This window comes from Pseudomonas putida W15Oct28, from assembly GCF_000708715.2.
Taxonomy (GTDB): domain Bacteria; phylum Pseudomonadota; class Gammaproteobacteria; order Pseudomonadales; family Pseudomonadaceae; genus Aquipseudomonas; species Aquipseudomonas putida_R.
The window spans coordinates 62,352-87,645 of sequence record NZ_JENB01000011.1; the positions used below are offsets into that span (position 1 = coordinate 62,352).

Annotated in this window: 22 protein-coding genes and 1 pseudogene; 14 read left to right on the top strand and 9 right to left on the bottom strand. The window is 63.1% G+C overall.

The window, feature by feature from the left end:
• Positions 1-93: 93 nt before the first annotated feature.
• Together AK81_RS09830 and AK81_RS09835 are read right to left on the bottom strand one after the other, a co-directional pair.
• A complete protein-coding gene (locus AK81_RS09830; protein WP_043198657.1) occupies positions 94-1,044 on the bottom strand; it encodes a homoserine kinase in 951 nt (316 codons plus the stop codon).
• A 69-nt stretch (positions 1,045-1,113) separates the two neighbouring features.
• The gene (locus AK81_RS09835) at positions 1,114-1,401 is read right to left on the bottom strand and encodes a DUF2782 domain-containing protein (protein WP_003252997.1); all 288 of its coding nucleotides are present in this window, start codon (positions 1,399-1,401) and stop codon (positions 1,114-1,116) included.
• Between the two features lie 75 nt (positions 1,402-1,476).
• On the opposite strand from AK81_RS09835, the gene polA reads away from it, so the two are divergent.
• Positions 1,477-4,224 carry a DNA polymerase I gene (polA, locus tag AK81_RS09840; RefSeq protein ID WP_043198659.1) on the top strand — a complete coding sequence of 916 codons (2,748 nt, stop codon included), beginning with the start codon at positions 1,477-1,479 and terminating at the stop codon, positions 4,222-4,224.
• A 453-nt stretch (positions 4,225-4,677) separates the two neighbouring features.
• Here polA and yihA read toward each other — a convergent pair whose 3' ends face one another.
• On the bottom strand, positions 4,678-5,310 hold the full coding sequence (gene yihA, locus AK81_RS09845; protein ID WP_016497419.1) for a ribosome biogenesis GTP-binding protein YihA/YsxC: 633 nt from the start codon (positions 5,308-5,310) through the stop codon (positions 4,678-4,680).
• A 201-nt stretch (positions 5,311-5,511) separates the two neighbouring features.
• Here yihA and AK81_RS09850 point away from each other — a divergent pair, with 201 nt between their 5' ends.
• The 7 genes and pseudogenes from AK81_RS09850 (at position 5,512) to AK81_RS09880 (ending at position 12,736) form a co-directional block, all read left to right on the top strand.
• The gene (locus AK81_RS09850) at positions 5,512-5,814 is read left to right on the top strand and encodes a c-type cytochrome (protein ID WP_016484276.1); all 303 of its coding nucleotides are present in this window, start codon (positions 5,512-5,514) and stop codon (positions 5,812-5,814) included.
• A gap of 31 nt (positions 5,815-5,845) precedes the next feature.
• Positions 5,846-6,463 (top strand): c-type cytochrome, encoded by a 618-nt coding sequence (locus tag AK81_RS09855; protein WP_043198662.1) that lies wholly within the window; start codon positions 5,846-5,848, stop codon positions 6,461-6,463.
• Positions 6,464-6,614: 151 nt separating this feature from the next.
• Complete coding sequence (dsbA, locus tag AK81_RS09860) at positions 6,615-7,247, top strand: thiol:disulfide interchange protein DsbA (RefSeq protein ID WP_043198663.1); 633 nt, start codon at positions 6,615-6,617, stop codon at positions 7,245-7,247.
• 34 nt (positions 7,248-7,281) lie between these two features.
• A pseudogene (locus tag AK81_RS09865) lies at positions 7,282-8,114 on the top strand (endonuclease/exonuclease/phosphatase family protein).
• A 27-nt stretch (positions 8,115-8,141) separates the two neighbouring features.
• Positions 8,142-10,067 (top strand): GGDEF domain-containing protein, encoded by a 1,926-nt coding sequence (locus AK81_RS09870; RefSeq protein ID WP_043198668.1) that lies wholly within the window; start codon positions 8,142-8,144, stop codon positions 10,065-10,067.
• 79 nt (positions 10,068-10,146) lie between these two features.
• Positions 10,147-10,935: an N-acetylmuramoyl-L-alanine amidase gene (locus AK81_RS09875; RefSeq protein WP_043198670.1), complete on the top strand. Its 789-nt coding sequence runs from the start codon at positions 10,147-10,149 to the stop codon at positions 10,933-10,935.
• A gap of 196 nt (positions 10,936-11,131) precedes the next feature.
• The gene (locus AK81_RS09880; RefSeq protein WP_043198672.1) at positions 11,132-12,736 is read left to right on the top strand and encodes an EAL domain-containing protein; all 1,605 of its coding nucleotides are present in this window, start codon (positions 11,132-11,134) and stop codon (positions 12,734-12,736) included.
• Positions 12,737-12,856: 120 nt separating this feature from the next.
• On the opposite strand, the gene AK81_RS09885 is transcribed toward AK81_RS09880, so the two are convergent.
• Both AK81_RS09885 and algB read right to left on the bottom strand, forming a co-directional pair.
• Positions 12,857-14,638, bottom strand: coding sequence for a KinB sensor domain-containing domain (locus AK81_RS09885; RefSeq protein WP_043198673.1), 1,782 nt, complete (start codon positions 14,636-14,638; stop codon positions 12,857-12,859).
• Positions 14,635-15,981, bottom strand: a complete 1,347-nt coding sequence (gene algB, locus AK81_RS09890; protein ID WP_043198675.1) for a sigma-54-dependent response regulator transcription factor AlgB — start codon at positions 15,979-15,981, stop codon at positions 14,635-14,637. Before algB ends, AK81_RS09885 begins: the two co-directional genes overlap by 4 nt.
• 210 nt (positions 15,982-16,191) lie before the next feature.
• On the opposite strand from algB, the gene AK81_RS09895 reads away from it, so the two are divergent.
• The 6 genes from AK81_RS09895 to AK81_RS09915 all read left to right on the top strand — a co-directional run bounded on the left by AK81_RS09895 (position 16,192) and on the right by AK81_RS09915 (position 21,718).
• Positions 16,192-17,013: a BON domain-containing protein gene (locus AK81_RS09895; protein WP_043198677.1), complete on the top strand. Its 822-nt coding sequence runs from the start codon at positions 16,192-16,194 to the stop codon at positions 17,011-17,013.
• 174 nt (positions 17,014-17,187) lie between these two features.
• The gene (locus AK81_RS09900) at positions 17,188-17,478 is read left to right on the top strand and encodes a hypothetical protein (RefSeq protein WP_043198678.1); all 291 of its coding nucleotides are present in this window, start codon (positions 17,188-17,190) and stop codon (positions 17,476-17,478) included.
• 42 nt (positions 17,479-17,520) lie between these two features.
• Positions 17,521-17,682, top strand: coding sequence for a DUF1328 domain-containing protein (locus AK81_RS27660; RefSeq protein ID WP_003252966.1), 162 nt, complete (start codon positions 17,521-17,523; stop codon positions 17,680-17,682).
• 2 nt (positions 17,683-17,684) lie between these two features.
• Positions 17,685-18,155 (top strand): inhibitor of vertebrate lysozyme family protein, encoded by a 471-nt coding sequence (locus AK81_RS09905; protein WP_043198679.1) that lies wholly within the window; start codon positions 17,685-17,687, stop codon positions 18,153-18,155.
• A gap of 744 nt (positions 18,156-18,899) precedes the next feature.
• A complete protein-coding gene (gltP, locus tag AK81_RS09910) occupies positions 18,900-20,228 on the top strand; it encodes a glutamate/aspartate:proton symporter GltP (protein WP_043198681.1) in 1,329 nt (442 codons plus the stop codon).
• A gap of 260 nt (positions 20,229-20,488) precedes the next feature.
• Positions 20,489-21,718 (top strand): nucleoside recognition domain-containing protein, encoded by a 1,230-nt coding sequence (locus tag AK81_RS09915; protein WP_043198682.1) that lies wholly within the window; start codon positions 20,489-20,491, stop codon positions 21,716-21,718.
• Here the strand turns inward: AK81_RS09915 and AK81_RS09920 are convergent.
• From AK81_RS09920 to AK81_RS09935, 4 genes are read right to left on the bottom strand one after another with little or no spacing between them, the layout of a single operon-like run.
• Positions 21,700-22,335 (bottom strand): ABC-type transport auxiliary lipoprotein family protein, encoded by a 636-nt coding sequence (locus AK81_RS09920; RefSeq protein WP_043198683.1) that lies wholly within the window; start codon positions 22,333-22,335, stop codon positions 21,700-21,702. The two genes, AK81_RS09915 and AK81_RS09920, sit on opposite strands and share 19 nt — an antisense overlap.
• Entirely contained in the window at positions 22,332-23,270 is a 939-nt protein-coding gene (locus tag AK81_RS09925; protein ID WP_016497434.1) for an MlaD family protein, read from the bottom strand. The genes AK81_RS09920 and AK81_RS09925 overlap by 4 nt, the downstream gene beginning before the upstream one ends.
• A 3-nt stretch (positions 23,271-23,273) precedes the next feature.
• Positions 23,274-24,065, bottom strand: a complete 792-nt coding sequence (locus tag AK81_RS09930) for an ABC transporter ATP-binding protein (RefSeq protein ID WP_043198685.1) — start codon at positions 24,063-24,065, stop codon at positions 23,274-23,276.
• Positions 24,062-25,195, bottom strand: a complete 1,134-nt coding sequence (locus AK81_RS09935; protein WP_043198686.1) for an ABC transporter permease — start codon at positions 25,193-25,195, stop codon at positions 24,062-24,064. Before AK81_RS09935 ends, AK81_RS09930 begins: the two co-directional genes overlap by 4 nt.
• Positions 25,196-25,294: the final 99 nt, after the last annotated feature.

Below are 25,294 nucleotides of genomic sequence, written 5' to 3' on the forward strand. Positions count from 1 at the left end.
GCGGGCATGCCCGCTCCCACAGGAACAACGATAACTTTCAGGCTTGTGTTATCCCTGTGGGAGCGGGCGTGCCCGCGAAGAAGCAGATGCGGTCTAGAGGGCGAACGGCAGGTGCAAAGCCACTTGCTGGCGCTGGGCCAGGCGCACTTCGAACTCGCTCGGGTCGTGGATCATCACATCCATCCCGGCAAACGATTCGGCCGCGATCAGGCGCGACAGCCAGAAGCGTACGCAACCTACCCGCAACATTTCCGGCCACAACTCGGCTTCGGCTGCAGTGAACGGCCGCAGCGCCGCATAGGCCGCCAGCAGTGCCTGGGCACGCGGTACATCCACGGCGCCCTTCTCATCCAGGCACCAGTCGTTCACGGTGATGGCGATGTCATACAGCATCGGCCCGGAGCAGGCGTTGTAGAAGTCGATCACACCGGTCAGGTGGGTGCCTTCGAACATCACGTTGTCGCGGAACAGGTCGGCATGCAGGTTGGCCCGTGGCAACGCCAGAATCTGCGCCTTGTGCGCGGTGATTTCATCCAGCGCCGGCTGCAGCAGTGCGGCTTGCTCGGCAGTCAGGCGCGGCAACAGCTCGGCACCGGAGGCCAGCATCCAGTCCAGGCCACGGTCGGTGCGGCGCTCGATGATGTGCTCGCGGGTGGCCAGGTGAATGTGTGCCAGCAGCTCGCCGACCTGCGCGCAGTGCTGGTTGTTCGGCACCTTGATGTGCTTGCCCGACAGCCGTGGCTGCAGCAGCGCCGGCTTGCCGCACAACTCGCGCAGGCCATTGCCGTCGCGGTCACGAATGGCATAGGGCACCGGCATGTCGGCGTCGTGCAGAGTGTCGAGCAGTTCGATGAAGAACGGCATGTCCTCGCTGGGCCCGCGCTCGATCAGCGTCAGGACGAACTCCCCCTGTTCGAGGCTGACGAAGAAATTGCTGTTCTCGGTGCCGGCGGCAATGCCCTGGAAGTCGAGCAGACGGCCCAGCTCGTACGGCGCCAGAAAGGTTTCCAGCTCAGGCCGGGTCACGGGGGTGAAGACTGACATGATGAAAAATTGCCCATACGGGCACTTCCGCCGGGAAGTGCCGGGTTGATGTGAACGGTGCGCGTCAGATTACCACTCGAAGATCTTCCAGGACGGAATCAGCATGTCCGGCTGGTCGGATCGAATGAAATTGGCATCAGTGCCATCAGCGCGTACCAGAAAATAAGGCTTGCCGTTTTTCGGCGTGATCTTGATCGCATACAGGAACCCGTTCTGGCGGTACTCCTGGATGGTTTTGTCGCCTTCCGTGCGAATGGTCACCTCGGGATCGGCCGAGGGGGCGTCGTCCGCCGCCAGGGTGACGACAGGCGTGGTTGCCAATAGGCCGAGCAGTAACAGGCGATTGAGTGTACGCATGATAACCTAGTCCCTTTGTCGTCAATGATTCTGGCTATTCTAGCGCCGGACCCGTCGAAAAGGTTGATTCTGCTCATGAGCCAAGCCCCCCTCGTCCTGGTGGACGGTTCCTCCTACCTGTACCGCGCCTTTCACGCATTGCCGCCGCTGACCACGTCCAAGGGCATGCCGACCGGTGCGGTGAAGGGTGTGTTGAACATGCTCAAGAGCCTGCGCAAACAGTACCCCGACAGCCTGTTCGCGGTGGTGTTCGACGCCAAGGGCGGCACCTTCCGCGATGCCATGTTCGCCGAGTACAAGGCCAACCGCCCAAGCATGCCTGACGACCTGCGGGTGCAGGTCGAGCCGCTGCACGCCAGCGTGAGGGCGCTGGGCTACCCGCTGCTGTGCGTCGAGGGTGTCGAGGCCGACGACGTCATCGGCACCCTGGCGCGCAGCGCTGCTGCCCAGGGCCGCCCGGTGATCATCTCGACCGGTGACAAAGACATGGCTCAGTTGGTGGACGGGCACATTACCTTGGTCAACACCATGACCGGTAGCGTACTGGACGTGGCTGGCGTGCATGAGAAATTTGGCGTCGGCCCGGAACACATCATCGACTTCCTGGCCCTGATGGGCGACAAGGTCGACAACATCCCCGGCGTGCCGGGCGTGGGCGAAAAAACCGCCGTGGGCCTGCTGACCGGTATCGGCGGCGGCCTCAGCGATCTGTACGCGAACCTGGACAAGGTCCCGACACTGGCCATTCGTGGCGCCAAGACCTTGCCGGCCAAGCTTGAGGAACACCGCGACGCGGCGTTCCTTTCCTACGAGCTGGCCACCATCAAGGTCGATGTACCGCTGGACGTTGAAGTGGATGCGCTGGTGTGCGGTGAACCTGACCGCGAAGCGCTGCAGGCGCTGTACACCGAGATGGAGTTCAAGAGCTGGGTTGCCGATGTGCAGCGCGACGCTGCAAGGGCAGGTACTGAGGTTGCGCCGGTCGCAGAGCCGGCGGCCAAGGTCGAGCCGCAGTACGAAACCATTCTGGACCAGGCCCGTTTCGACGCATGGCTTGAAAAGCTGCGCCAGGCGCCGCTGTTCGCTTTCGATACCGAAACCACCGGCCTGGATGCCCAGAAGGCGCAGCTGGTGGGCCTGTCTTTCGCTGTCGCGCCCCATGAGGCGGCTTATGTGCCGTTGGCGCACGACTATGAAGGCGCGCCCGCCCAGCTGGACCGCGAGGCCGTATTGCTGGCCCTGAAACCGCTGCTCGAAGACCCGGCCAAGGCCAAGGTCGGGCAGAACGCCAAGTACGACATCAACATCCTCGCCAACGGCTCGCCCGCCATCGAAATGCGCGGCGTGGCCTACGACACCATGCTCGAGTCGTACGTGCTGAACTCCACTGCCACACGTCACGACATGGACAGCCTGGCGCAGAAGTACCTCGACCACACCACCATCGCCTTCGAGGACATCGCCGGCAAGGGCGCCAAGCAGCTGACCTTCAACCAGATCCACCTGGACAAGGCCGGCCCCTACGCTGCCGAAGACGCCGACATCACCCTGCGCCTGCACCAAACGCTGCAAGGTCGCCTGGCACAGACGCCGAGCGTGCAGCCGGTGCTGATGGACATCGAGATGCCGCTGGTGCCGGTGCTGGCCAAGATCGAGCGCCAGGGTGCGCTGGTCGATGCCGCACTGCTGCACGTGCAGAGCGGTGAGCTGGGCGTGAAGATGGCCGAGCTGGAGCTACGTGCCTACGAGCTGGCCGGTGAAGAATTCAACCTTGGCTCGCCCAAGCAGCTGGGGTCGATCCTGTACGACAAGCTGGGCATGCCGGTGTTGAGCAAGACCGCCAAGGGCCAGCCGTCCACCGCCGAAGCCGTACTCGACGAGCTGGCCTTGCTCGGCTATCCACTGCCTGAGGTACTGATGCAGTACCGCAGCCTGAGCAAGCTCAAGAGCACCTACACCGACAAGCTGCCGGGCCAGATCAACCCGCGCACCGGGCGAATCCACACCTCGTACCAGCAGGCTGTGGCAGCCACCGGCCGGTTGTCATCCAGCGACCCGAACCTGCAGAACATCCCGATCCGCACCGCCGAAGGCCGGCGTATCCGCCAGGCGTTCATTGCCAGCCCGGGCTACAAGCTGCTGGCGGCGGACTACTCGCAGATCGAGCTGCGCATCATGGCCCACCTGGCCAAGGACGAAGGCCTGCTGCACGCCTTCCGCAACGACCTCGACGTGCACCGGGCCACGGCGGCGGAAGTGTTCGGTGTGGCCCTGCAAGATGTCACAACCGACCAGCGCCGCAAGGCCAAGGCCATCAACTTCGGCCTGATCTACGGCATGAGTGCCTTTGGCCTGGCCAAGCAGATCGGCGTCGACCGCAAGCAGTCGCAGGATTACATCGACCGCTACTTCGCCCGCTACCCGGGCGTACTGGCCTACATGGAGCGCACCCGCGCCCAGGCCGCCGAGCAAGGCTTTGTCGAAACCCTGTTCGGCCGCCGCCTGTACCTGCCGGACATCAACGCCAAGAACCCGGCCTTGCGCAAAGGCGCCGAGCGCACGGCGATCAACGCGCCGATGCAGGGTACTGCCGCCGATATCATCAAGCGGGCCATGGTCAATGTGGATAACTGGCTGAGCGAGAGCGGGCTGGATGCCCGGGTGATCCTGCAGGTACACGACGAACTGGTCCTGGAGGTGCGTGAGGACCTGGTTCAGCAGGTGAAAGATGAAATTCGCCAGCACATGAGCCAGGCCGCAGAACTGGATGTGCCGCTGCTGGTGGAGGCAGGAATTGGCGCGAATTGGGACGAAGCTCACTGATTGAGCGGGGAAAGCTGTGTAGGATCTGCGGCGTAGTGACGCGGATCCTGGCACCGCTCAGTGCCGTGGGTGCTGAAGTTTCATGAAACTATCGCAAATAGTTTTCAGGGCTTCGGAACTAAACCGGTGAAGCGGAACTCAGAGTAACTGAATGGCTGGTGAAGCCCTTCGATGCTCCTATGTTGTGTTAAGTGTTGGCAGATATCTGGACCCCGCCCTAGCGGTCCGGACTTGGACCCCGAACTTCCCCCTCCCCATACGAAGTCCGGGGTTTTTTTTGCCCGCAATTTGCCATTAGGGCGCTGCAGCACCCTCTTGTGGGAGCGGCCTTGTGTCGCGAAAGGGCTGCACAGCAGCCCCAGCAATCTCTGCGACAACGCTAAAATCATGGGGCCGCCTTGCGGCCCTTTCGCGACACAAGGCCGCTCCCACACAAGCGGAGCGGTGCAGGTTTCAGGCTACCGGCTTGTCTTCCAGCTCCATCCAGCCCGCCAGCACGCGGTAGGCGTCTTCCACGCCCAGGCGCTTGGGTGCCGAGAACAGCTGGATGGTCACGCCATCACCCCAACCCTTGCGGATTTCCGACTGCACTTTCAGCAAGGTGTTCTTGCCCGCGCCGTGGGTCAGCTTGTCGGCCTTGGTCAGCAGGATGTGCATGGGCATGCGGCTGGCCTTGGCCCAGTCGAGCATCATCTTGTCGAAGTCGGTCATCGGGTGGCGCACGTCCATCATCAGGATCACGCCGCGCAGGCACTCACGGCTGCCCAGGTAGGCTTCCAGGTGTTTCTGCCAGTGCTGCTTGAGCGGGATCGGCACTTTTGCATAACCGTAGCCCGGCAGGTCGACCAAACGCCGTTCATCGTCCAGACTGAAGAAATTCAACAGCTGGGTGCGCCCCGGGGTCTTCGAGGTACGCGCCAGGCTGGCATGGGTCAGGGTGTTGAGGGCGCTGGATTTGCCGGCGTTGGAGCGGCCGGCAAAAGCCACCTCGTAACCCTGGTCTTCCGGGCATTGTTCGACCTTGGCAGCGCTGAGGGCGAATGTAGCTTTCTGGCAGAGGCCGAGGATGGGGTTCTTGACTTGCATGGGATATCCGATGTGGGTGTTGCCTGACTCTGAAGGCTCGAGCCTGGCAAGCGGTGTCGTTTCCGTTTGGATGGCGGAAGTATATAATGCCCCAGTTTTTGTGTGCTCATTCTCCCAGCGAAGGGGAACGGGCATGGGGTGTCGAACAATAGCTCGCGCATCAGAACGCAGCGCGGCCCCCAACCCTGAAGGTCGTTCCGCATGGCGAAATGGCTGCTTGCTGTCGGTATGTTCCTGCCGGTTTTCAGCGCACAGGCTACACAGGATCCCGAGGTGTTGTACAACCGCACGTGTGCGGCCTGTCACACCGGGCAGTTGCCACAGGCGCCCAGACAGGGTGACCGGGCAGCATGGGAGCCAAGGCTGGCGCAAGGCATGGATGTACTGGTGAAGCACGTGACCCAGGGTTTCAAGGCTATGCCGCCGCGTGGATTGTGCATGGACTGCAGTGCCGAGGACTACCGTTTGGTCATCCTTTGGATGAGCGGCAGTCCCGATACATAACATTTCACCCTTAGCCGTGTTGGATTAGCTGATGAACAAACTAGTCGTGAGTCTGCTGTTGACCCTGGGTGTCGCAGGTGCGGCCACTGCTGCGCAACCTATCAAAGGCGATGCCGCCGCCGGCCAGGCCAAGACGGCCGTCTGTGGCGCCTGCCACAACCCCGACGGCAATAGCCTGGCACCGAACTTCCCGAAACTGGCCGGCCAGGGCCCGCGTTACCTTGAAAAACAACTGCACGATATCAAGTCGGGCAAGCGTACCGTGCTGGAGATGACCGGCATGCTGGCCGCGTTCAGCGACCAGGACCTGGCCGATATCGCCGCCTACTTCTCCAGCCAGAAAGGCAGCGTGGGCGCCGCCGATCCCAAGCTGGTCGAGCGTGGCAAAGCGCTGTTCAACGGCGGCGACCTGGAAAAAGGCATGCCCGCCTGCACCGGCTGCCATTCCCCCAACGGCGCGGGTCTTGCCTTGGCCGGGTTCCCGCACCTGAGCGGCCAGCACTCGCAGTACGTGACCAAGCAGCTCACGGACTTCCGCGAAGGCAACCGCACCAACGATGGCGATGCCATGACCATGCGCACCATCGCCGGCAAGCTGAGCAACCACGACATCGAGGCGTTGGCCAGCTACATCCAGGGCCTGCATTAACCTTCTGTTAATGTTGCAGGCCAATGATGAAAGGGCGGCCGGGCCGCCCTTTTTTCAGTCCGCAGCCGTTACACTACAGAACTCGACCCCTTCCCGGCCTGTCTCAGTGCAGGTCGCGTCGTGGCGACCAATGACTGCTCAGGAGTAAAGCATGCGTAAACTGATTCTCAGCGCCGCGCTGGTCGCTGCCAGCGTATTCGGTATGACTGCCGTCCAGGCCGCCGAGCCTGTTGCTGGCAAGGAATACCTCGAGCTGAGCAACCCTGTTCCGGTTTCCGTGCCTGGCAAGATCGAAGTGGTCGAGCTGTTCTGGTACGGCTGCCCACATTGCTACCACTTCGAGCCGGTCATCAACCCGTGGGCTGAAAAGCTGCCCGCTGACGTCAACTTCAAACGTGTTCCTGCCATGTTCGGTGGCCCATGGGACGCACACGGCCAGATGTTCCTGACCCTCGAAGCCATGGGCGTCGAGCACAAGGTGCATGCTGCCGTCTTCGACGCCATCCAGAACCAGAAAAAGCGCCTGACCGACCCGCAGGACATGGCCGACTTCCTCGCCACCCAGGGTGTGGACAAGGACAAGTTCCTTGCCACCTTCAACTCGTTCGCCATCAAGGGCCAGGTCAACCAGGCGAAGGAACTGGCGAAGAAGTACGAAATCACCGGCGTACCGAGCATGGTGGTGAACGGCAAGTACCGCTTCGACCTGAGCACCGCTGGCGGGCCGGAAGGCGTGCTGAACGTCGCCGACCAGCTGATCGCCAAGGAGCGCGCCGCCAAGTAGGCGGCGTAACCCATGCCCCGCTTCAGAACCACGCGTGGCATTGGCCTGCACCAGCCGCAGGTCAACGAGCATCACCTGCAGGCTTCTGGCCTGCCCGAGGATGGTCGACTGCGGCTGCTCAGCTTCAACATTCAGGTCGGCATCAGCACCGAGCGCTACCGGCATTACCTGACCCGCAGCTGGCAGCACTTGCTGCCGCATAACGGGCGTGCCGGCAACCTGCAGAAAATCGGTGATTTGCTGGGCGACTTCGACCTGGTGGCCTTGCAGGAAGCCGATGGTGGCAGCCTGCGCTCAGGTTATGTCAACCAGGTCGAGCACCTGGCTCAGCTGGGGGCCTTCCCTTACTGGTACCAGCAACTCAACCGCAACCTCGGGCGTTTCGCCCAGCACAGCAATGGCGTGCTCAGCCGCCTGAAGCCACATTCGCTCGAAGACCACCCGCTGCCCGGCCCGGCCGGCCGTGGGGCGATCCTGGTGCGTTTTGGTGAAGGCGAAGATGCGCTGATCGTGGTGATGATGCACCTGGCACTCGGCGCCAAGACCCGCGCCCTGCAACTGGGCTACATCCGCGAGCTGATTGGTGGTTACCGCCACCAGGTGCTGATGGGCGACATGAATACCCATGCCACCGACCTGCTGGAGCACTCGCCGCTGCGCGATCTGGGCCTTATCGCCCCGCAAGTCGAAGCGACTTTCCCCAGCTGGCGCCCCCAGCGTTGCCTGGACCATATCCTGCTCAGCCCAAGCCTCACGCTTGAGCGTGTCGAGGTGTTGGCGCGGCCAATTTCCGACCACCTTCCCGTTGCTGTCGAGATTCGATTGCCTGATGCATTGACTGTGGATACGCTGCCGGTCTTGAGCTAATTGCCATCACCGTTTGCGGACCCGGGCATGACTGAAGACGCTGAGCGCTGGAAAGAAAAATACCTTAAAAGCATCGAGCAGCAAGAAAAGCTCGAACGCCGCTGGGACGCCCGTCTCGACCTGCTGCGTCGCGGCCTGGTGCGCAGCACCCTGGCTGCCGAAGGCAGTGACAAGGTGGTGGACGCGTGCATGAAGGAGATGCGCGAGGTTATCCGCAGCGACAACATGGACGCTGGCCTCGCCGGGTTGATTCCGCGCCTTGAAAAAGCGGTGCTGGACTCCGAACAGCGCCGGGAAACCCGCATGAACCAGGTCAGCGATGCGCTGACCGCGCTGGTTGGCCAGCTGCAAGGCCTGCCGCTGCCCAACGATATCTCGCGGCCGCTGAAAAAGCTGGCGAAAAAACTCGATGGTGGCGTTGCCCAGTCCCGCGACCTGCCGCCGCTGCTGGGCGAGCTGAGCGGCTTGCAGGGCCTTGCATTGTCGGCCCTCGGCAAACCGGGGGACGAAGCCCGGCCCGGCTTTTTGCAACGCCTGTTCGGCAGCCGCGAGGATGAGCCACAAAGCGAGCCCGCGCCCGCGCCGGCAGCTGTGCCTGCTGCTGAGGCGCCCCCGGCTGCACAGCGCAGTATCGAAGCCCCCCAGCCAGACGATGTGGATGCGCTGCAACCGCTTTCAGCCTCTACCGCCGAAACGACGGTAGCGCCCGAACCTGAGCTGGAGGTGTCTGGGCCGGCGTTGATCGAAACAATTGAAACCCCGGCCGCTCAGCCACTGCCACAGGAAGAAGCGCCCGAGCCGGAAGCGGCCGTCAGCGAACCCTTGGCAGCAGTACAGCCCGCACAAACGCTTGAAGAAACCTTCGGCGAAGACGGCCCCTATGCCCTGCCCTACGCGGTAGAGCCGCCCTACAGCCAGGTTGCTGCGCACATCGAGAAGACCCTGCTCGGCCTGCTCGATGACCTGAGCCTGCCCGAGCGGCACAAGGCCCAGGCGCTGGAAATGCGCGAGCGCGTTGCCCGTGGCCTGAACTGGTATGAGCTGATCCCGGTGCTGGATGACCTCGCCGTGCTCATGCTGGCGATCACCGACAGTGGCCAGCACGAGTTCGAAACCTACCTGCAGCAACTCAATGAGCGCCTCGAAGGTTTCCAGAGCCACCTGCACGAGGCGAGCGCCGGCCATGCCGACAACAGCTCCGCTGCTCGCGAACTGGATACCCAGTTGCGCGAGCATGTCGATGGGTTGCAAAACAGTGTGCAGGGCGCCGCCGACGTCGACAGCCTCAAGCACATCCTGGACAACCGCCTGGAAGGCCTGCTGATCACCATGGACGAGCACAAGCACGAGCGGGATCGCCGCGAGCAAGAGCTGGCGGGGCGCCTGCAAGGCCTGTCCGAACGGGTGGCGAACATGGAGCACGAGGCGCTCGGTTATCGCGAGCACCTGGAAGAGCAGCGGCAGAAAGCCCTGCTCGACCCCCTCACCGGCCTGCCCAACCGTGCGGCCTGGAGCGAGCGGGTCGAGCGCGAAATAATCGAATGGCAAGAAAACGGCGGCCATCTGGCCATGGCGATCCTCGACCTGGACCACTTCAAGCGCATCAACGACAGTTATGGGCATCTGGCCGGGGACAAGGTACTGAAGATTGTCGCCGACCAGTTGCGCAAGCGCCTGCGCGGCCGTGACTTCATCGCCCGTTTCGGCGGCGAGGAGTTCGTCCTGCTGCTGCCGCAGACGTCGCCGGCAGCCGCTGCCCAGGTGGCGGAAGCAATGCGGGCCACGGTGGAAGCCTGCCCGTTCCACTTCAAGGGTGAGCGGGTGGTGATCACCACCTCCATCGGCCTGGGTGCGTTCCGCTCCGGCGAGCGCGGCGACCAGGTGCTCAAGCGCGCCGATGCGGCGCTGTACCGGGCCAAGGAGCTGGGGCGCAACCGCGTCGAGCAGAACTAGCCTGCAAACACAGACCCACGGTAAGCGCGGCGATGGGGAGCACGTTATACTGTAGCGCTCATTCGCTGAGGCCACTGACGTGCTTTCCACGCTGAAAAAAACGCTGATTACCTTTTTGCTGTTATCTGTCGCCGGTTGCTCGACGGGCCTGCGCATCGACCGCAGCCACCCCTCGGCCAACCAGGACAACCGTATCCAGTTCGTTGTCCTGCATTACACCAATGCTTCGCTGGAGCGCTCCCTGGCGCTGCTCACCCATGGTGAGGTCAGCAGCCATTACCTGATCGGCGACGGCCCGGCGACGGTGTATCAACTGGTGGATGAAAACCGCCGTGCCTGGCATGCCGGTGACAGCCAGTGGCAGGGGCGCACCTGGCTGAACTCCTCGTCCATTGGCATCGAGATCGTCAACCCGGGGTTCACCGACACACCGAATGGCCGGGTCTGGCACCCTTACAGCGAAGCGCAGGTCCAGTCGCTGATTGCGTTGCTCAAGGACATCGTCAAACGCAACAACATCGAACCGCGGCACATCATTGGCCACAGTGATATCGCCCCGTCCCGCAAGCTGGACCCGGGGCCGCTGTTCCCGTGGAAGCGCCTTGCCGATGCCGGGCTGGGTATCTGGCCCGATGCCAATGCCGTGGCGCGGCAGCAAGCCTACTTCAGCGTCAACCCGCCGAGCATTGGCTGGTACCAGCAGGAACTGGCGCGGTTTGGCTATCAAATCGAGCAGACCGGGGTGCTGGATGTTGCCACCCGCCATGTAATCACTGCATTCCAGATGCGCTTCCGCCCGCAGCGCTTCGACGGCATGCCGGATGCGCAGACGGCGGCGATGCTGCAGGTGCTCAACCGCATGCGCTGAGCCCTGTGGGGGCGGCCTTGTGTGGCGATAGCCCGGCGACCCAGGCCAAAAGCTGAGATCCCGGGGCTGCTTTGCAGCCCTTTCGCGACACAAGGCCGCTCCTACAAGGGTCTGCGTAAACTTCGGATAAACGCCAAACGGTGAGGGTGATTCTCGATTCAGTTGCTATACCTTAGTTATCAACTGGATGCCTTTGATGTCAGCCATCATCACCTTGCTGCGCCAAATTTTTTACCGTCCCTGGATGCTGGCCACGTTGGCAGCGCTGGCCAGCGCGGCCCTGTTGCTCTCTGCCAGCATCGGTATTGCCCTGCAACAGATGAAGCAAAGCGAGAGCGAACAGATGAACGCCCAGGGCGAGCGTTTTCTCGACCGCCTCGAGCAAGTGTTTGGCCAGTTGCGGGAAGGGGTAGACCTGTTGCAGGCACAGCCCTTGCGTGGCTGCAGCCCAGCAATGCTGGCGGCCTTGCAGCAGGTTGGCCTGAGTTCGCGGTTCATTTATGAAGCGGCTTATGTGGATGGTGATGTCGCGTGCTCCAACCGTGGCGACGAGCGGGCATTCGAACCTTTGCGGCCACCCGACATTCAGGGGCCCACCTACAGCTACTGGTTGAACACCACGACCGAACCGAACGAGAACCTGGCTGCGCTCATGCTAGGCCGGGGCCAGTTCGTGGTCTCAACCTCGCGCGGGCACCTGACCGATGTGGTCGATCTGCCTCCGGGTGGCAGCCTGGTGGTGGTGCTGGATAACGGTGCCCGGGCCATCCCCGTGCTGGGCCCGCCACAGGTGTGGCCGCCGCCCTCGGCCTGGTCGACCAGCCACAAGTCGCTACTTGAACTCAGCGACCGCCTGATCTACCGCATGCCGACCAAGTCGCCGGATTACCAACTGGTGCTGATTGCCCCGCGGGCCAGCCTGCCATTGAGGATGAACGGCATGCTCTGGCTGCTGTTCCCCGGCAGTGTGTTGGCGGCTTGCTGCATTGGTTGGCTGGTGCTGCAATTGATCCTGCAACGGCGGTCGATGAGCTCGGAGTTGCAGCATGCCTTGCGTCGCGGGGAACTGCAGGTGCTCTACCAGCCGATTTTCGAACTCGACAGCCGTCGCTGCGTGGGTGCCGAAGCGCTGGTGCGCTGGCGGCGCCCGGACGGCACCCTGACCAGCCCGGACTTGTTCATCCCGTTGGCGGAAAACACCGGGCAGATTCGCCAGATCACCGACTTTGTCCTGCAGCGTGTGCTCGAACAGCTGGGGCAGTTGCTGCGCTCGCACCCCAAACTGTACATATCGGTGAACCTGGCCGCCTGCGATGTAATGGTGCCGCGTATCGGCCGGGTGGCGGCGCGCCTGCTGGCCTTGCATCGGGTGGCGCCCAGCCAGATTGCCTTCGAGGTGACCGAGCGTGGCCTGGTGGATGTGGTGGTGGCCCGTGACAACCTGCAAGCGTTGCGCGCTTCAGGGCATCAGGTGCTCATCGACGACTTTGGTACAGGCTATTGCAGCCTGGCCTACCTGCAGACCCTGCCGGTGGACTGCCTGAAGATCGACAAGGCGTTCATCGACGCGCTGGGCCACGATGCTGCCAGCAGTGGCGTTGCCCCGCATATCATCCGCATGGCCCATGACCTTCACCTGCGGGTGATTGCTGAAGGTATCGAGTGTGAAGACCAGGCGGTGCTGCTGAACAGTGAAGGGGTCAATTACGGCCAGGGCTGGCTGTTTGCCCGGCCGCTGAACGCCAGGCAGTTCGCCGAGCTGGTGACTCGCGGGCAGCTGCCGCGGCGGGTTGAACACTGAGAAATCCTGTGCCGGCCTCTTCGCGGGCAAGCCCGCTCCCACAGGTATTGCACAAAGCCCAATGCTTGTGGGGGCCTGTGGGAGCGGGCTTGCCCGCGAAGAGGCCGGTACAGGCGATACTCAAACCGGCAAAGCCATGTAGAACTGGGTGCCCTGCCCCGGGCGGGAAAACACGCCCATGCGCCCGCCATGCAGCTGTACGATCTCCTTGCACAACGCCAGCCCCAGCCCTGCGCCACCTTTCTTGCGGCCTACCTGCACGAAGGGCTCGAAGATGCGCCCCTGCTGCCCGTAGGCAATGCCCTCACCATTGTCCTCGACACTGATGATCACCCGCTCCGCATGCCGTCGTGCATGCAAACGGATACGCCCGCCGTTGGCGGTATGGCGGATGGCGTTGTGCAGCAGGTTGTCCAGTACCCGGTCCAGCTGGGCGGCATCAGCCCGCAGGCGCGGCAGCGGCGGCTCCAGTTCCTTGGTCAACTCGATCTGCTTGTGTGCCGCCTGCTCGGCAAAACGCAGTTGCGCCCGCTCCAGCAGTTCGTCGAGGGCGCAGGGGGCCAGGTCGAGTTTCTGCAGCCCGCTCTGGTAACGAGAGAAATTGAGCAGGTCGTTGATCAGCTGCGTCAGGCGCTGCATTTCTTCGCCGATGGTTTCCAGCAGGTCGTTCTCGCGCGCCTCGGCAGGGAACTTGACCCGCTCGCGCAACAGGCCGAAGGCCATGTGCATGCCGGTGACCGGGGTGCGCAGCTCATGGGAGGCGCGCAGCACGAACTCGCTGCGCACGCGTTCGAAGGCCCGCTGCTCGGTCACATCGTGCAGCACCATCACCGCGCCAAGGATCGGCCCCTGCGGGTGGCTGACCGGGGTCAGGCTGTAGGTGAGCAGGCGCGCTTCTTCATCGACCTCCATGTTCAAGTCGTCCGGCGGCCGGTCCAGGCTGCCGCCGCGCAGCACCTGGCGCAGCTGCTGCTCCAGCTCCGGGCGCTGCAGGGCCTCGGCCAGGCTGCTGCCCACGCGGCTGTCGTTCCAGCCCAGTTGGCGTTGCGCCACCGGGTTGAGGTGCTCCAGGCGGCCCTGGCGGTCGATGATCAGCAGGCCATCGTCGATGCTGTCGAGCACGGCCTGCAGGCGTTGCTGGCCGGCCAGCAGCTCGTCGACGTTGGTGGCCTGGTGCTTGCGCAAGGCATCGGCCATGAGGCCGAAGCGGCGGGTCAGCTGGTTCAGCTCGGTGGCCTGGGTGACTGGCAGGGTGACGTCGAAATTACCTTTGCCCAACTGGTCGGCCGCGATGGCCAAGGCTTCGATCGGTTGGCCGAAGCGTCGGGCGATGTTGTGCGCGGTGACGAAGCCCAGCACCAGCACGACCAGGCCCATCAGGCCAAGGACACCGCTGACCAGCAGGGCGCGGTCCCGGGTGTGTTCCTCGCTGCGGGTGATGAGCTCCAGGGCCTGCTTGTGGGCGTCGATCAGGTCGGTACGCACCTGGTTGAAGGCCGCCCCCAGCGGTTGGTCGATACCCATGCTGCGGGCGGGCGCGGGGCTGTCGCGGTACGCCAGGAGGAAGGCCTGGTAGTTACTGCTGGCCTTGCTGAACCCGGTGCGCTCACCGCCTTGCTCCAGGCCTTGGTTGAGCAGGGTCTGGAAGTTCTCCTGCAGCACCCGCAGGCTCTCCGGGGCCGTGCCTTCGTCAAGGATCAGGGTCAGTTGTTCGCCAAGGTTCTGCCGTAACTTCAGGCCCACTTCCAGGGCATGGGTAGTCTCACGTACCAGTTGCTGTTGCACCGTGGCCATCTGCAGCACGCTGAACAGGCCCAGCATAAGCCCGAGCAAGGCCACCGTGACAAGCGCCGAGATGCTGAGGAAAAGCCGCGTGCGCAGCTTCATGGGTGGCCACTTCATAGGTTGTACTGCTTGCGCTTGCGGTACAGGGTGGAAGCGTCGATACCCAAGGTCTTCGCGGCCTGGTCGAGGGTGTCGCTGGCCGCCAGCACGGCGCCGATGTGGGCACGCTCCAGCTCATCCAGGCTTAGCGCTGCACCCACGCGCGGGGCATTGCCGGCAGGCTGCTCGCCCATGCCCAGGTGGCTGATTTCCACCCGTTCCTGCGGGCAGATGATGCTGGCCCGCTCTACCACGTTACGCAGTTCGCGAATGTTGCCGGGCCAGCGGTAGTTGAGCAGGGCCGAGCGTGCTTCGTCGCTGAAGCCCCGGGCGGGGCGGGAGTATTCCTTGACGAAGCGGGCGAGGAAGCGGTCGGCCAGGGTCAGGATGTCCTCGCTTCGCTCGCGCAGGGGCGGCAAGTGCAAGGTAATGACATTGAGGCGGTACAGCAGGTCTTCGCGGAAGCGGCTTTCGCGCACCATTTCTTCGAGGTTGAGGTTGGTGGCGGCCAGAATGCGTACATCGGCGCGCCGGGTAACGGGGTCGCCGACGCGCTCGTATTCCTTGTCCTGAATGAATCGCAGCAACTTTGGTTGCAAAGTCAGGGGAAAATCGCCGATCTCGTCGAGAAAAAGCGTGCCCCCGTCGGCTTGGCTGACCCGCCCCAGGGTACTTTCGCTGGCGCCTGTGAAGGCGCCGCGGGTGTGGCCGAACAGCTCGCTTTCCATCAGCTCGGCGTTCAGCGACGGGCAGTTGATGGTCACGCAGGCTTTGCGTGCACGCTTGCTCCAGCCATGGATGGCCCGGGCCAGCTCGCCTTTACCGGTACCGGACTCGCCCAGGATGAGGATGTTGGCGTCGGTGGTGGCGACCTGTCGGGCGGTTTCCAGCACTGCCATCATGGCCGGGCTGTGCGAGTCGAGGCCGTCCTTGGGCTTGCGCACTTCACCTTCCAGTGCCTCCAGCCGCGCGGAAAGCTGGCGCACTTCCAGCTGCTTGGCGGTGGCCAGGCGCAGCTGGTCGGGGCTGCAGGGCTTGACCAGGTAGTCGGCGGCGCCGGCCTGGATGGCGTCCACCGCCGTGTCGATCGCCGAGTGCGCGGTGACAATCACCACGCGCATCCAGGGTGCCTGGATGCGCATCTGCGCCAGTACGTCGAGGCCGTTGTCCTCGCCCAGGCGTAAATCGAGAAAGCACAGGTCGAACACCTGGCGCTGCAACAGCGCTTCTGCCTGGGCAGCGCTGTTGGCCGTGGCCACGCTATAGCCTTCGTCTTCCAGGCAGTAGCGGAAGGTGCGCAGGATCGCGGACTCGTCATCCACCAGCAGAATGCGGCCTTGGTTGTCCTGGGCTGATTCCATTTCCTGCGCTCCTTAAGGATAGATCTTCATATAGTGTGGGAAAAATCGGGCAAGTTGCATGGTCAATTCTGAAGGATTCTGTCCTTTGCATGCTAGCCAATGGCCAAACGATGCCTGCAGACCGCGATATTCCAATGATTTGCTTAGAGGCATGCGGTGGCACATTGGTTGCGACGATTTTCACCTTTTGCCCAAAAAGGATGCACTGCCATGCCCTTTTCCCTGCGTACAGCCGTGTTGGCAGCCACATTGTTGCCAGTATTCACCCCGGCAATTGCCGACCCTGTGCAGGACGCCCGCCTCGAAGGCGCCCTGCAAACCGCCCTGTCACTGAACCGCATGCTCGACCCGTTCCGCATCAACGTTGAAGTGGACGGCAAGCAGGCGCGGCTTTCCGGCGAGGTGGAGAACGAGGTTGAACGGCAGCTGGCCGAAGATGTGGCCCGGGCCACCCGGGGCATCGAACAGGTGGAGAACCAGCTGCAGGTCAATGCCCAACTGGTGGAGCGGCCGCTGGAGCTGCGTGCCTACGCCCAGCGCCTGGAGGACGCCACCCTGGCGGCGGTGATCCGTGCCCGGCTGTTGTGGAGCCGCACCACCGAAAAGGCGCCTATAGAAGTGCAAAGCAGTGAGGGCGTGGTGACGTTGCGGGGCAAGGTCGACAGTGCCGAAGCCAAGGAGCTGGCCGGCGTGGTGGCGCGTACCACCGACGGTGTGCACCTGGTCAACAACCTGGTCAGCCTTGACTCCGCCGCCATGGCCAAGGCCCGCGAAACCCCGGTAGGGGCGCCAGCCGGTCCGCAGCCAAGCGACAGCTGGATCATCGACAAGATCCAGAACAGTTACCGCTTCAGTCGCAACCTCGATGGCCTGAACCTGAAAGTGGCCAGCGAAGCGGGCATGGTGCGGCTGTCGGGCGAGGTGGTCAGCGCTGAGCAGAAAACCATCGCCGTGGAGATCGCCCGGCAGATCATCGGCGTGCGCGGGGTGGATGCCGACCTGCTCAAGGTCGCGACCAAGGTTGAAGGCTGATCGTGCAATTCGCACGACCGCAGAGGCGGCATCGTGCAGGATACGTCCCCGGCAATTGCATCAGTGATCTATAAGTTATTGATTTATAAGGATTTTATAAAAATAAAAAGACTGGCATGCAGGCTGCAATCACATGTTCAGGTTTGAACAAAAATTACAGCAGGAGGAGCCGGCATGAACCGCCAATCCGTCAACCGCTCGCAGATCGCCGCACTGCCCCTTCGCCAGATGCTGTCACTCGGCATGGCGCTGCTGCTGACCCTGGCCGCCGGCCTCTTTTATTACAGCTGGCAGACGGCCCGCCTGGCGGAGCAAGTGGCAGCGCAAACTGCACTGTTGACGCAGATTCAGGCAACCCGTGCCAACACCCTGGTCAAGGCCGCTGACCGGCTGACAGCTGGCCAGGCGAGTACCTCACCGGCCACTTTGGAAAATGTCGTACCACAGGACCGTTGGGTCTTCTGACCTGCCGGCCCGATCGATTCTGAAAAAGAAAGGAGAACCACCATGCTGAGTTGGGCTATCACTTTCCTCATCATCGCCATTGTCGCTGCCGTACTGGGCTTCGGTGGTATCGCGGGCGCTGCGACGGGTATCGCGAAGATCCTGTTCATTGTCTTCCTGGTGCTGTTCGTAGCCTCCTTCTTCTTTGGACGTGGACGAGGTTGAAGATGGGCAGGATGCTTTCTACAGCCCTGGCTGCCGCCCTGCTGATGGGTGGCAGTGCGGCGGCGATGGCGGCCAATGACGGCCAGGTCCGGGTCGACCAGTTGCTCGGCTCGGACCCGGAGTACCGGGAAACCTGGCAGGACACGATCAAGGGCGAGGAACGCCTGCCCGATTGGGTGGTCAATCTGACCGGCAGTGCCCAGCAGCAGATGTCCGCCGTGAGCGAAGATGGTGACAAGTACCTGGTCGGCCCGCTGTGCGAGTCGCAGGACAACTGCACCTACAAGCGGCTGATCGTTGCGTTCAGCTGGGACAAGGACGATGCCTACGGGATGCTCGTGGAGGTACCCGAAGGCTTGCCGAGCGACAAGTCGCCCACGCGCCACGCGCAGTACCGCTGGCTGGGTGAACCGGACGACGGCATGAAGGCAATGCTGCAGGAGCAGCTCAAGCGTGACCCGAACTGGTACTGAGCATTTATTGCCGGTACCGATGAAAGGTCACCGACTGTCACGTAATAGAAGCTGAACCTTTCTATATTTCAGCCTTCTATGATGCGCCGCCCCGAGGAGGGGCAGCACATGACCAAGGGGCTGGGCTGTTCTGATTGTTGCAGGATCGGAGTGGCCTAGGGGCACAGGGAGTGCCCCCAGCGATGGGCCGGGTCAGGAAAGGCGCAATCGGAAGTTTCAGGTCGGCGGTGTCATAGGGATACCTGAACCGACCTGACTTCCGAGGAGCCTTGTAGAAAACGCCTCTTCCCTTGCGCGTTTTTTGCCTCAAGACACATTTTGTCTCGACCGCACGTCAATTTTTTTCCACCTCGATGACGCTTCTTCAAGTGTCATTTCCGCCATTCGGATTGTCGAACAAGCCATCTTCCATCCCCATCCCATACCGTCAAATCTGCCGAAATATGGCGGTTTGGTCTTGTTCGGGATTCCGAACGTTATAAATCAAGCACTTGCGAGCGCCCTATTTTCGTGCGGACCACTATGCACAATCGGCATGGGGTATGCGTTTCCGGCATTAGATTTCCCCCCCTGCCATCGCAATAGTTGCCGCCTTTTTCGCTGGCCAGAGCGCCCTGTCGCTCGCCTGCGCTGTCCTTACATGAAGTCGCCGGATGGAATGATTTGCTGCCCGTGACCTGGCCAACGGCTCTGTCACGGGCGTTCTCGTCCGGTGCCATGACCACTAGAACAAAGGGTAAAGACATGAAGAAGGCAAAACTGAGCCTCGCCTGGCAGATCGTCATCGGTCTGGTACTGGGCGTTGCAATCGGCGCGCTGCTGAACCACTTCAGCGCGGAAAAGGCCTGGTGGATCAGTAACGTCCTCCAGCCGGCCGGTGACATCTTCATTCGCCTGATCAAGATGATCGTCGTCCCGATCGTGATTTCGTCGCTGATCGTGGGTATCGCCGGGGTTGGCGATGCGAAGAAACTGGGCAGCATCGGCCTGAAGACCATCATCTACTTCGAAGTGGTGACCACCATCGCCATCGTCGTGGGTTTGGTGCTGGCCAACCTGTTCCACCCGGGCGCCGGTATCGACATGAGCACCCTGGGTACCGTGGACATCTCCAAGTACCAGGCCACTGCGGCTGAGGTGCAGCATGAGCACGCGTTCATCGAGACCCTGCTGAACCTGATCCCGTCGAACATCTTCGCAGCGCTGATGCGTGGCGAAATGCTGCCGATCATCTTCTTCTCGGTCATGTTCGGCCTGGGCCTTTCGAGCCTGCAGGCAGAGCTGCGCGACCCGCTGGTACGCACCTTCCAGGCCGTATCGGAAACCATGTTCAAGGTCACCCACATGATCATGAACTACGCCCCGATCGGCGTGTTCGCCCTGATCGCCGTGACCGTGGCCAACTTCGGCTTCAGCTCGCTGCTGCCGCTGGCCAAGCTGGTGCTGCTGGTGTACTTCGCCATCGCCTTCTTCGCCTTCATGGTGCTGGGCCTGATTGCACGCGTGTTCGGCTTCTCGGTGATCAAGATCATGCGCATCATGAAAGATGAGCTGATCCTGGCCTACTCCACCTCCAGCTCCGAAACCGTGCTGCCGCGCGTGATCGAGAAGATGGAAAAGTACGGCGCGCCGAAGTCGATCTGCTCGTTCGTGGTACCGACCGGTTACTCCTTCAACCTTGACGGTTCGACCCTGTACCAGAGCATCGCGGCCATCTTCATTGCCCAGCTGTACGGTATCGACCTGTCGTGGAGCCAGCAGCTGCTACTGGTGCTGACCCTGATGGTCACCTCCAAAGGCATCGCTGGCGTACCGGGCGTATCGTTCGTGGTCCTGCTGGCTACCCTGGGCAGCGTGGGCATCCCGCTGGAAGGCCTGGCCTTCATCGCCGGTGTCGACCGCATCATGGACATGGCCCGTACCGCGCTGAACGTGGTGGGCAACGCCCTGGCGGCACTGGTCATCGCGCGCTGGGAAGGCATGTACGACGCGGCCAAGGGCGAGAAGTACTACGCCTCGCTGATGGCCGACAAGCAGGAAGCTGCAGTAGCTGGCGAAACTGCCAAGCGCTGAGCCTGACCGCTGCTTGACCAAGAGCCCCGACTTGTCGGGGCTTTTTGTTGTCTGTTGAAGTCTTGTGCCGATCATGAGCCCTTGTAGGAGCGGCCTTGTGTCGCGAAAGGGCCGCAGAGCGGCCCCAGCACCTTGTGCGGCGAAGCTGAAATCTTGGGGGCGCTGCGCACCCCTTTCGCGACACAAGGCCGCTCCTACAGAGGACCGGGCAAGCTTCGGAATACGCTATCATTCGGGCATTTTTCAGGGGGAACACACGGATGCTCAACGGCCTTTGGCTTGGCTTTTTCCTGGTGGCGGCGGTGTCCGCCCTGGCCCAATGGCTGGTAGGCGGCAACGCCGGCATCTTCGCGGCAATGGTCGAAAGCATCTTCGCCATGGCCAAGCTGTCGGTCGAGGTGATGGTGCTGCTGTTCGGCACCCTGACCCTGTGGCTGGGCTTTCTGAAGATCGCCGAGAAGGCCGGTATCGTCGAATGGCTGGCCAAGGTGCTGGGCCCGCTGTTTGCCCGTTTGATGCCGGAGGTGCCGCCCGGCCACCCTGCCCTGGGCCTGATTACCATGAACTTTGCCGCCAACGGCCTGGGCCTGGACAACGCCGCCACACCGATTGGCCTGAAGGCCATGCGCGCACTGCAGGAGCTGAACCCCAGCAGCACCACCGCGAGCAACGCGCAGATCCTGTTCCTGGTGCTCAACGCCTCGTCGCTGACGCTGCTACCGGTAACCATCTTCATGTACCGGGCCCAACAGGGCGCGCCGGACCCGACCATGGTGTTCCTGCCCATCCTGCTGGCCACCAGCGTCTCGACCCTGGTCGGCCTGCTGTCGGTGGCCGTGATGCAGCGTCTGCGCCTGTGGGACCCGGTGGTGCTTGCCTACTTCATCCCTGGCGCTTTGCTGCTGGGCGGTTTCATGGCGTTTCTTGGCACGCTGTCGGCCGCCGCGCTGGCCAGCCTGTCATCGATCCTGGGCAACCTCACGCTGTTTGGCGTGATCATGCTGTTCCTGGTGATTGGTGCCATGAGGCGGGTGAAGGTGTATGAAGCCTTTGTCGAAGGCGCCAAAGAAGGCTTCGACGTGGCCAAGAACCTGCTGCCGTACCTGGTGGCGATGCTGGTGGCGGTGGGTGTGCTGCGCGCCTCTGGCGCCCTGGAGCTGGCCCTGGACGGTATCCGCCATGCGGTGAACTGGATGGGCCTGGACACCCGCTTCGTCGAGGGCCTGCCCACCGCGCTGGTCAAGCCGTTCTCCGGCAGCGCAGCGCGGGCCATGCTGATCGAGACCATGCAGACCCAAGGCGTGGACAGCTTCCCGGCCCTGGTAGCGGCAACGATTCAAGGCAGCACCGAAACCACCTTCTACGTACTGGCCGTGTACTTTGGCGCCGTGGGCATCCAGCGCGTGCGCCACGCGGTGGGTTGCGCACTGCTGGCCGAGTTGTCCGGGGTGATTGCGGCGATCTTTGTCTGCTACTGGTTCTTCGCCTGAACCTTCAGTTGAGCCTGGTTGGCCTGGCCAATGGTCCAGCCCACCACCTGCCCCACCAGCTGGTCGCTGGCCTGGCCGAAGCCGGCGACCACCGCTGATACCTGCTTGTCGGCCAGCGGCTGGCGAATCTCGAAGCGCTTGCTGGCCAGGATACGCTGGGTACGGCCCTGAACCAGACGCGCGTCGTAGCGGATCACCACTTCCACCGCCCCGCCCGGGCGGTATTCACTCTGAAACGCCTGCAGCTCGCCAGCCAGCTCGTAGTCGGCCTGCAGGTTGCTGTCGTCGGCGCTCAGGCGCTGTACCTGGCCGTCACGCTGGAAACCATCGAGCAGGCGGTTGCGCAGCAGCACCGGTGCCGTATCACTCCAGCGCGCGCCCTTGTAGCTGCTGACCACATCGCCCTGGGGGATGACGGCAATGCGCGGCCCGGCCAGCACTTCACTGGCCAGCGGCTTGTTCAGGCGCAAGGACCAGTCCAGCGGCGCCGCCGTGCGGCTAGGCTGGTTTACCGGCAGGCGGTAGAGGTCGACGGGTTCGGTCTTGGGCAGGATCGAGCAGGCACTGGCCAGGCTCAGCGCGGCCGCCAGGGCCAGCAGGCGCAACGACGGTTTCATGGCTGGAACTCCTTGTTGTTGTCGCGGCCGAGCAGGTAGCCGCTCGGGTCGGCCTCCAGTTGCCGGGAAATGCCTTTGAGCGCGTTGAGGGTTTCGCGCAGCTCGCGAATGGCTGGGGTGAGCTGGTTCAGGCCCTGGGCGCCGTCGCCGATGGCCTCGCTGTTGTTCTTGAGCAGATTGTTGATGGTTGCCGTGCTTTCAGCCAGCGACTGCATGGCTTGCTCGGCACTGCCGATTGCCTGCTTGCCATCGCTGGCCAGCAGGCCGTTGGCATTGCGCATCAGTGCCTGGGTTTCGGCCAGCGTGGCACTGGCCTGCTTGCCCACCTGCACCAGTTGCTCGATGGCCTGGGCGATGCTGCCGTGCTGGCCGGCGAAGGCGCCCGTGGTCTTGTCGAGGTTGGCCAGGGTGCTGCTGAGGTGGCCGATGTTGTCCTCGGAGAACATCTGGTTGGCGTTGTGCAGCAGCAGGTTGATGTTGGTGACCAGGTCGCTGCTGTCGTTGAGCAGGCGCGAGATCGGCGACGGCGAGGCGATGATCACCGGCAGCTTGCCATCCTTGCCTTTCAGTTCCGGGCTTTGCGGGGTGCCGCCGCTGAGCTGGATGAACGAGTTGCCTGTCACGCCGGCCAGGGTCAGCTTGGCCTGGGTATCTTCCTTAACCGGGGTGTCGCCGCTCAGGCGCACCCGCGCCAGTACCCGGCGCGGGTCCTTCGGGTCCAGGCGCAGGGTGGATACATCGCCCACCTTGATGCCGTTGTACTGCACCGGGCTGCCGCGCGACAGGCCGGAAACGGCTTCGTTGAACACTACTTCGTAATCCTTGAAGGCGTCATCGACACTGGACTTGGTCAGCCAAAGGCCGAACAGCATGGCACCAGCCACCACCAGGACGGTGACCAGGCCGATAAGAACGTGATGGGCTCGGGTTTCCATTGCTCAGCGCTCCTGCCCGGCACGGGTGGCGGCCTGCTCGGCGGCGCGCCCGCGTGGGCCGTGAAAGTATTCTTGAATCCAGGCGTCGTTGGTCTGTTCGACCTCGGCCAGCGGGCCGGCCACCAGGACCTTTTTCTGCGACAGCACCGCGATGCGGTCGGTAATGGTGTAAAGGGTGTCGAGGTCGTGCGTGATGAGGAACACCGACAGGCCCAGTGCATCGCGCAGGGTCAGGATCAGCTGGTCGAACGCGGCAGCGCCGATCGGGTCCAGGCCGGCGGTGGGCTCGTCGAGGAACAGGATGTCCGGGTCCAGTGCCAGGGCCCGGGCCAGCGCTGCCCGCTTGATCATGCCCCCCGACAGCGAGGACGGGTACTTGTCGGCGGCCGAGATGGGCAACCCGGCCAGGGCCAGTTTCACGCCGGCCAGGTGCTCGGCATCGGCGCGGGACAGCCCGGCGTGTTCGATCAACGGCAAGGCCACGTTTTCAGTGACGGTCAGCGAAGAAAACAGCGCGCCCTTCTGGAACAGCACGCCGAAGCGCCGTTCGACCAGCGAGCGCTGTTCTTCGCGCAGGCCCGCAAGGTCCTGGCCGAACACCTTGATCAGCCCTTCATTGGGCCGGCGCAGGCCGATGATGCTGCGCAGCAGTACCGACTTGCCGCTGCCCGAACCACCGACCACGGCCAGAATTTCGCCACGGTACAGGTCCAGGTCCAGGTTTTCATGCACAACCTGGCGGCCGAAGCGGTTGCAGATACCGCGGGCTTCGATCACTTTTTCCCGATCATTCACCAGCCCATCTCCATGAAGAACAGGGCGGCCACGGCATCCAGCACGATGACCACGAAAATCGACTGCACCACCGCCGAAGTGGTGTGTGCGCCCACCGATTCAGCGCTGCCGCTGACCTTGAAGCCTTCGAGGCAGCCGATGGCGGCGATCAGGAAGGCGAAGAACGGCGCCTTGGCCAGGCCCACCAGAAAGTGCTGCACGCCGATATCGCTTTGCAGCAGCGACAGGAACATGGCCGGCGAGATATCCAGCGACAAGGCGCATACCACTGCGCCGCCGACGATGCCGCAGATCATCGCGACAAAGGTGAGCAAGGGCAGCGTAATCAGCAACGCCAGTACCCGTGGCACCACCAGCAGCTCCATTGGGTTCAGGCCCAGGGTGCGGATGGCGTCGATTTCTTCGTTGGCCTTCATCGAGCCGATCTGCGCGGTGAAGGCGCTGGCGGTGCGGCCGGCCATGAGGATGGCGGTCAGCAGCACGGCGAACTCGCGCAGGAACGAGAACGCCACCAGGTCGACGGTGAAAATGGTCGCGCCGAACGCGGCCAGCACCGTGGCACCGAGGAAGGCCACCACCGCGCCTACCAGGAAGGTCAGCAAGGCGACGATTGGGGCGGCGTCCAGCCCGGTCTCTTCGATATGTGCCACAACCGGGGTGAGGCGCCAGCGGTGCGGTTGCAGGGCGCGGCGCATCAGGGTCTCGAGGATGACACCGATGAAGCCGAGCAACTGCATGGAGTCTTGCCACAGGGTGCTGACGGCGCGGCCGATACGTTCCAGCAGCATCAGCAGCACGTTGCGCTCGGGCTCCTTGACCGGGATGCAGTAGTCCTGGACCGAGCAGTAGACGTTCTTGAGCAGTGCACGGCTGGCTTCGGGCAGGTCTTCGGTACACTGAGACAGGCGCTCGGAGCCGAGCAGCTCGGCCAGCAGCGAGGCCCCGGCGGTGTCCAGGCGGCCCAGTTGGCTAAGGTCGGCGACGGTGTCGGCAGGGTATTGCGCGCGCAGCTGCTCGCTCTCGCGCCTGAGGCTGGCGTAGTGCGCCAGGGTCCAGTCACCGGTTATGCGCAGGCAGGCCGGTTGGCTGCTGGCGTCCAGGGTGGCGCTGGGGGTGGTCATAGGCTCCATGCAATTGACTCGGCGCTAAGGCTTAGGGGCTGATCATAGCGCAGCGGGCATGGGCTGTTTGGTGATTATGTGCTGTGTGTTGGGGCATTGGGGCGCAGG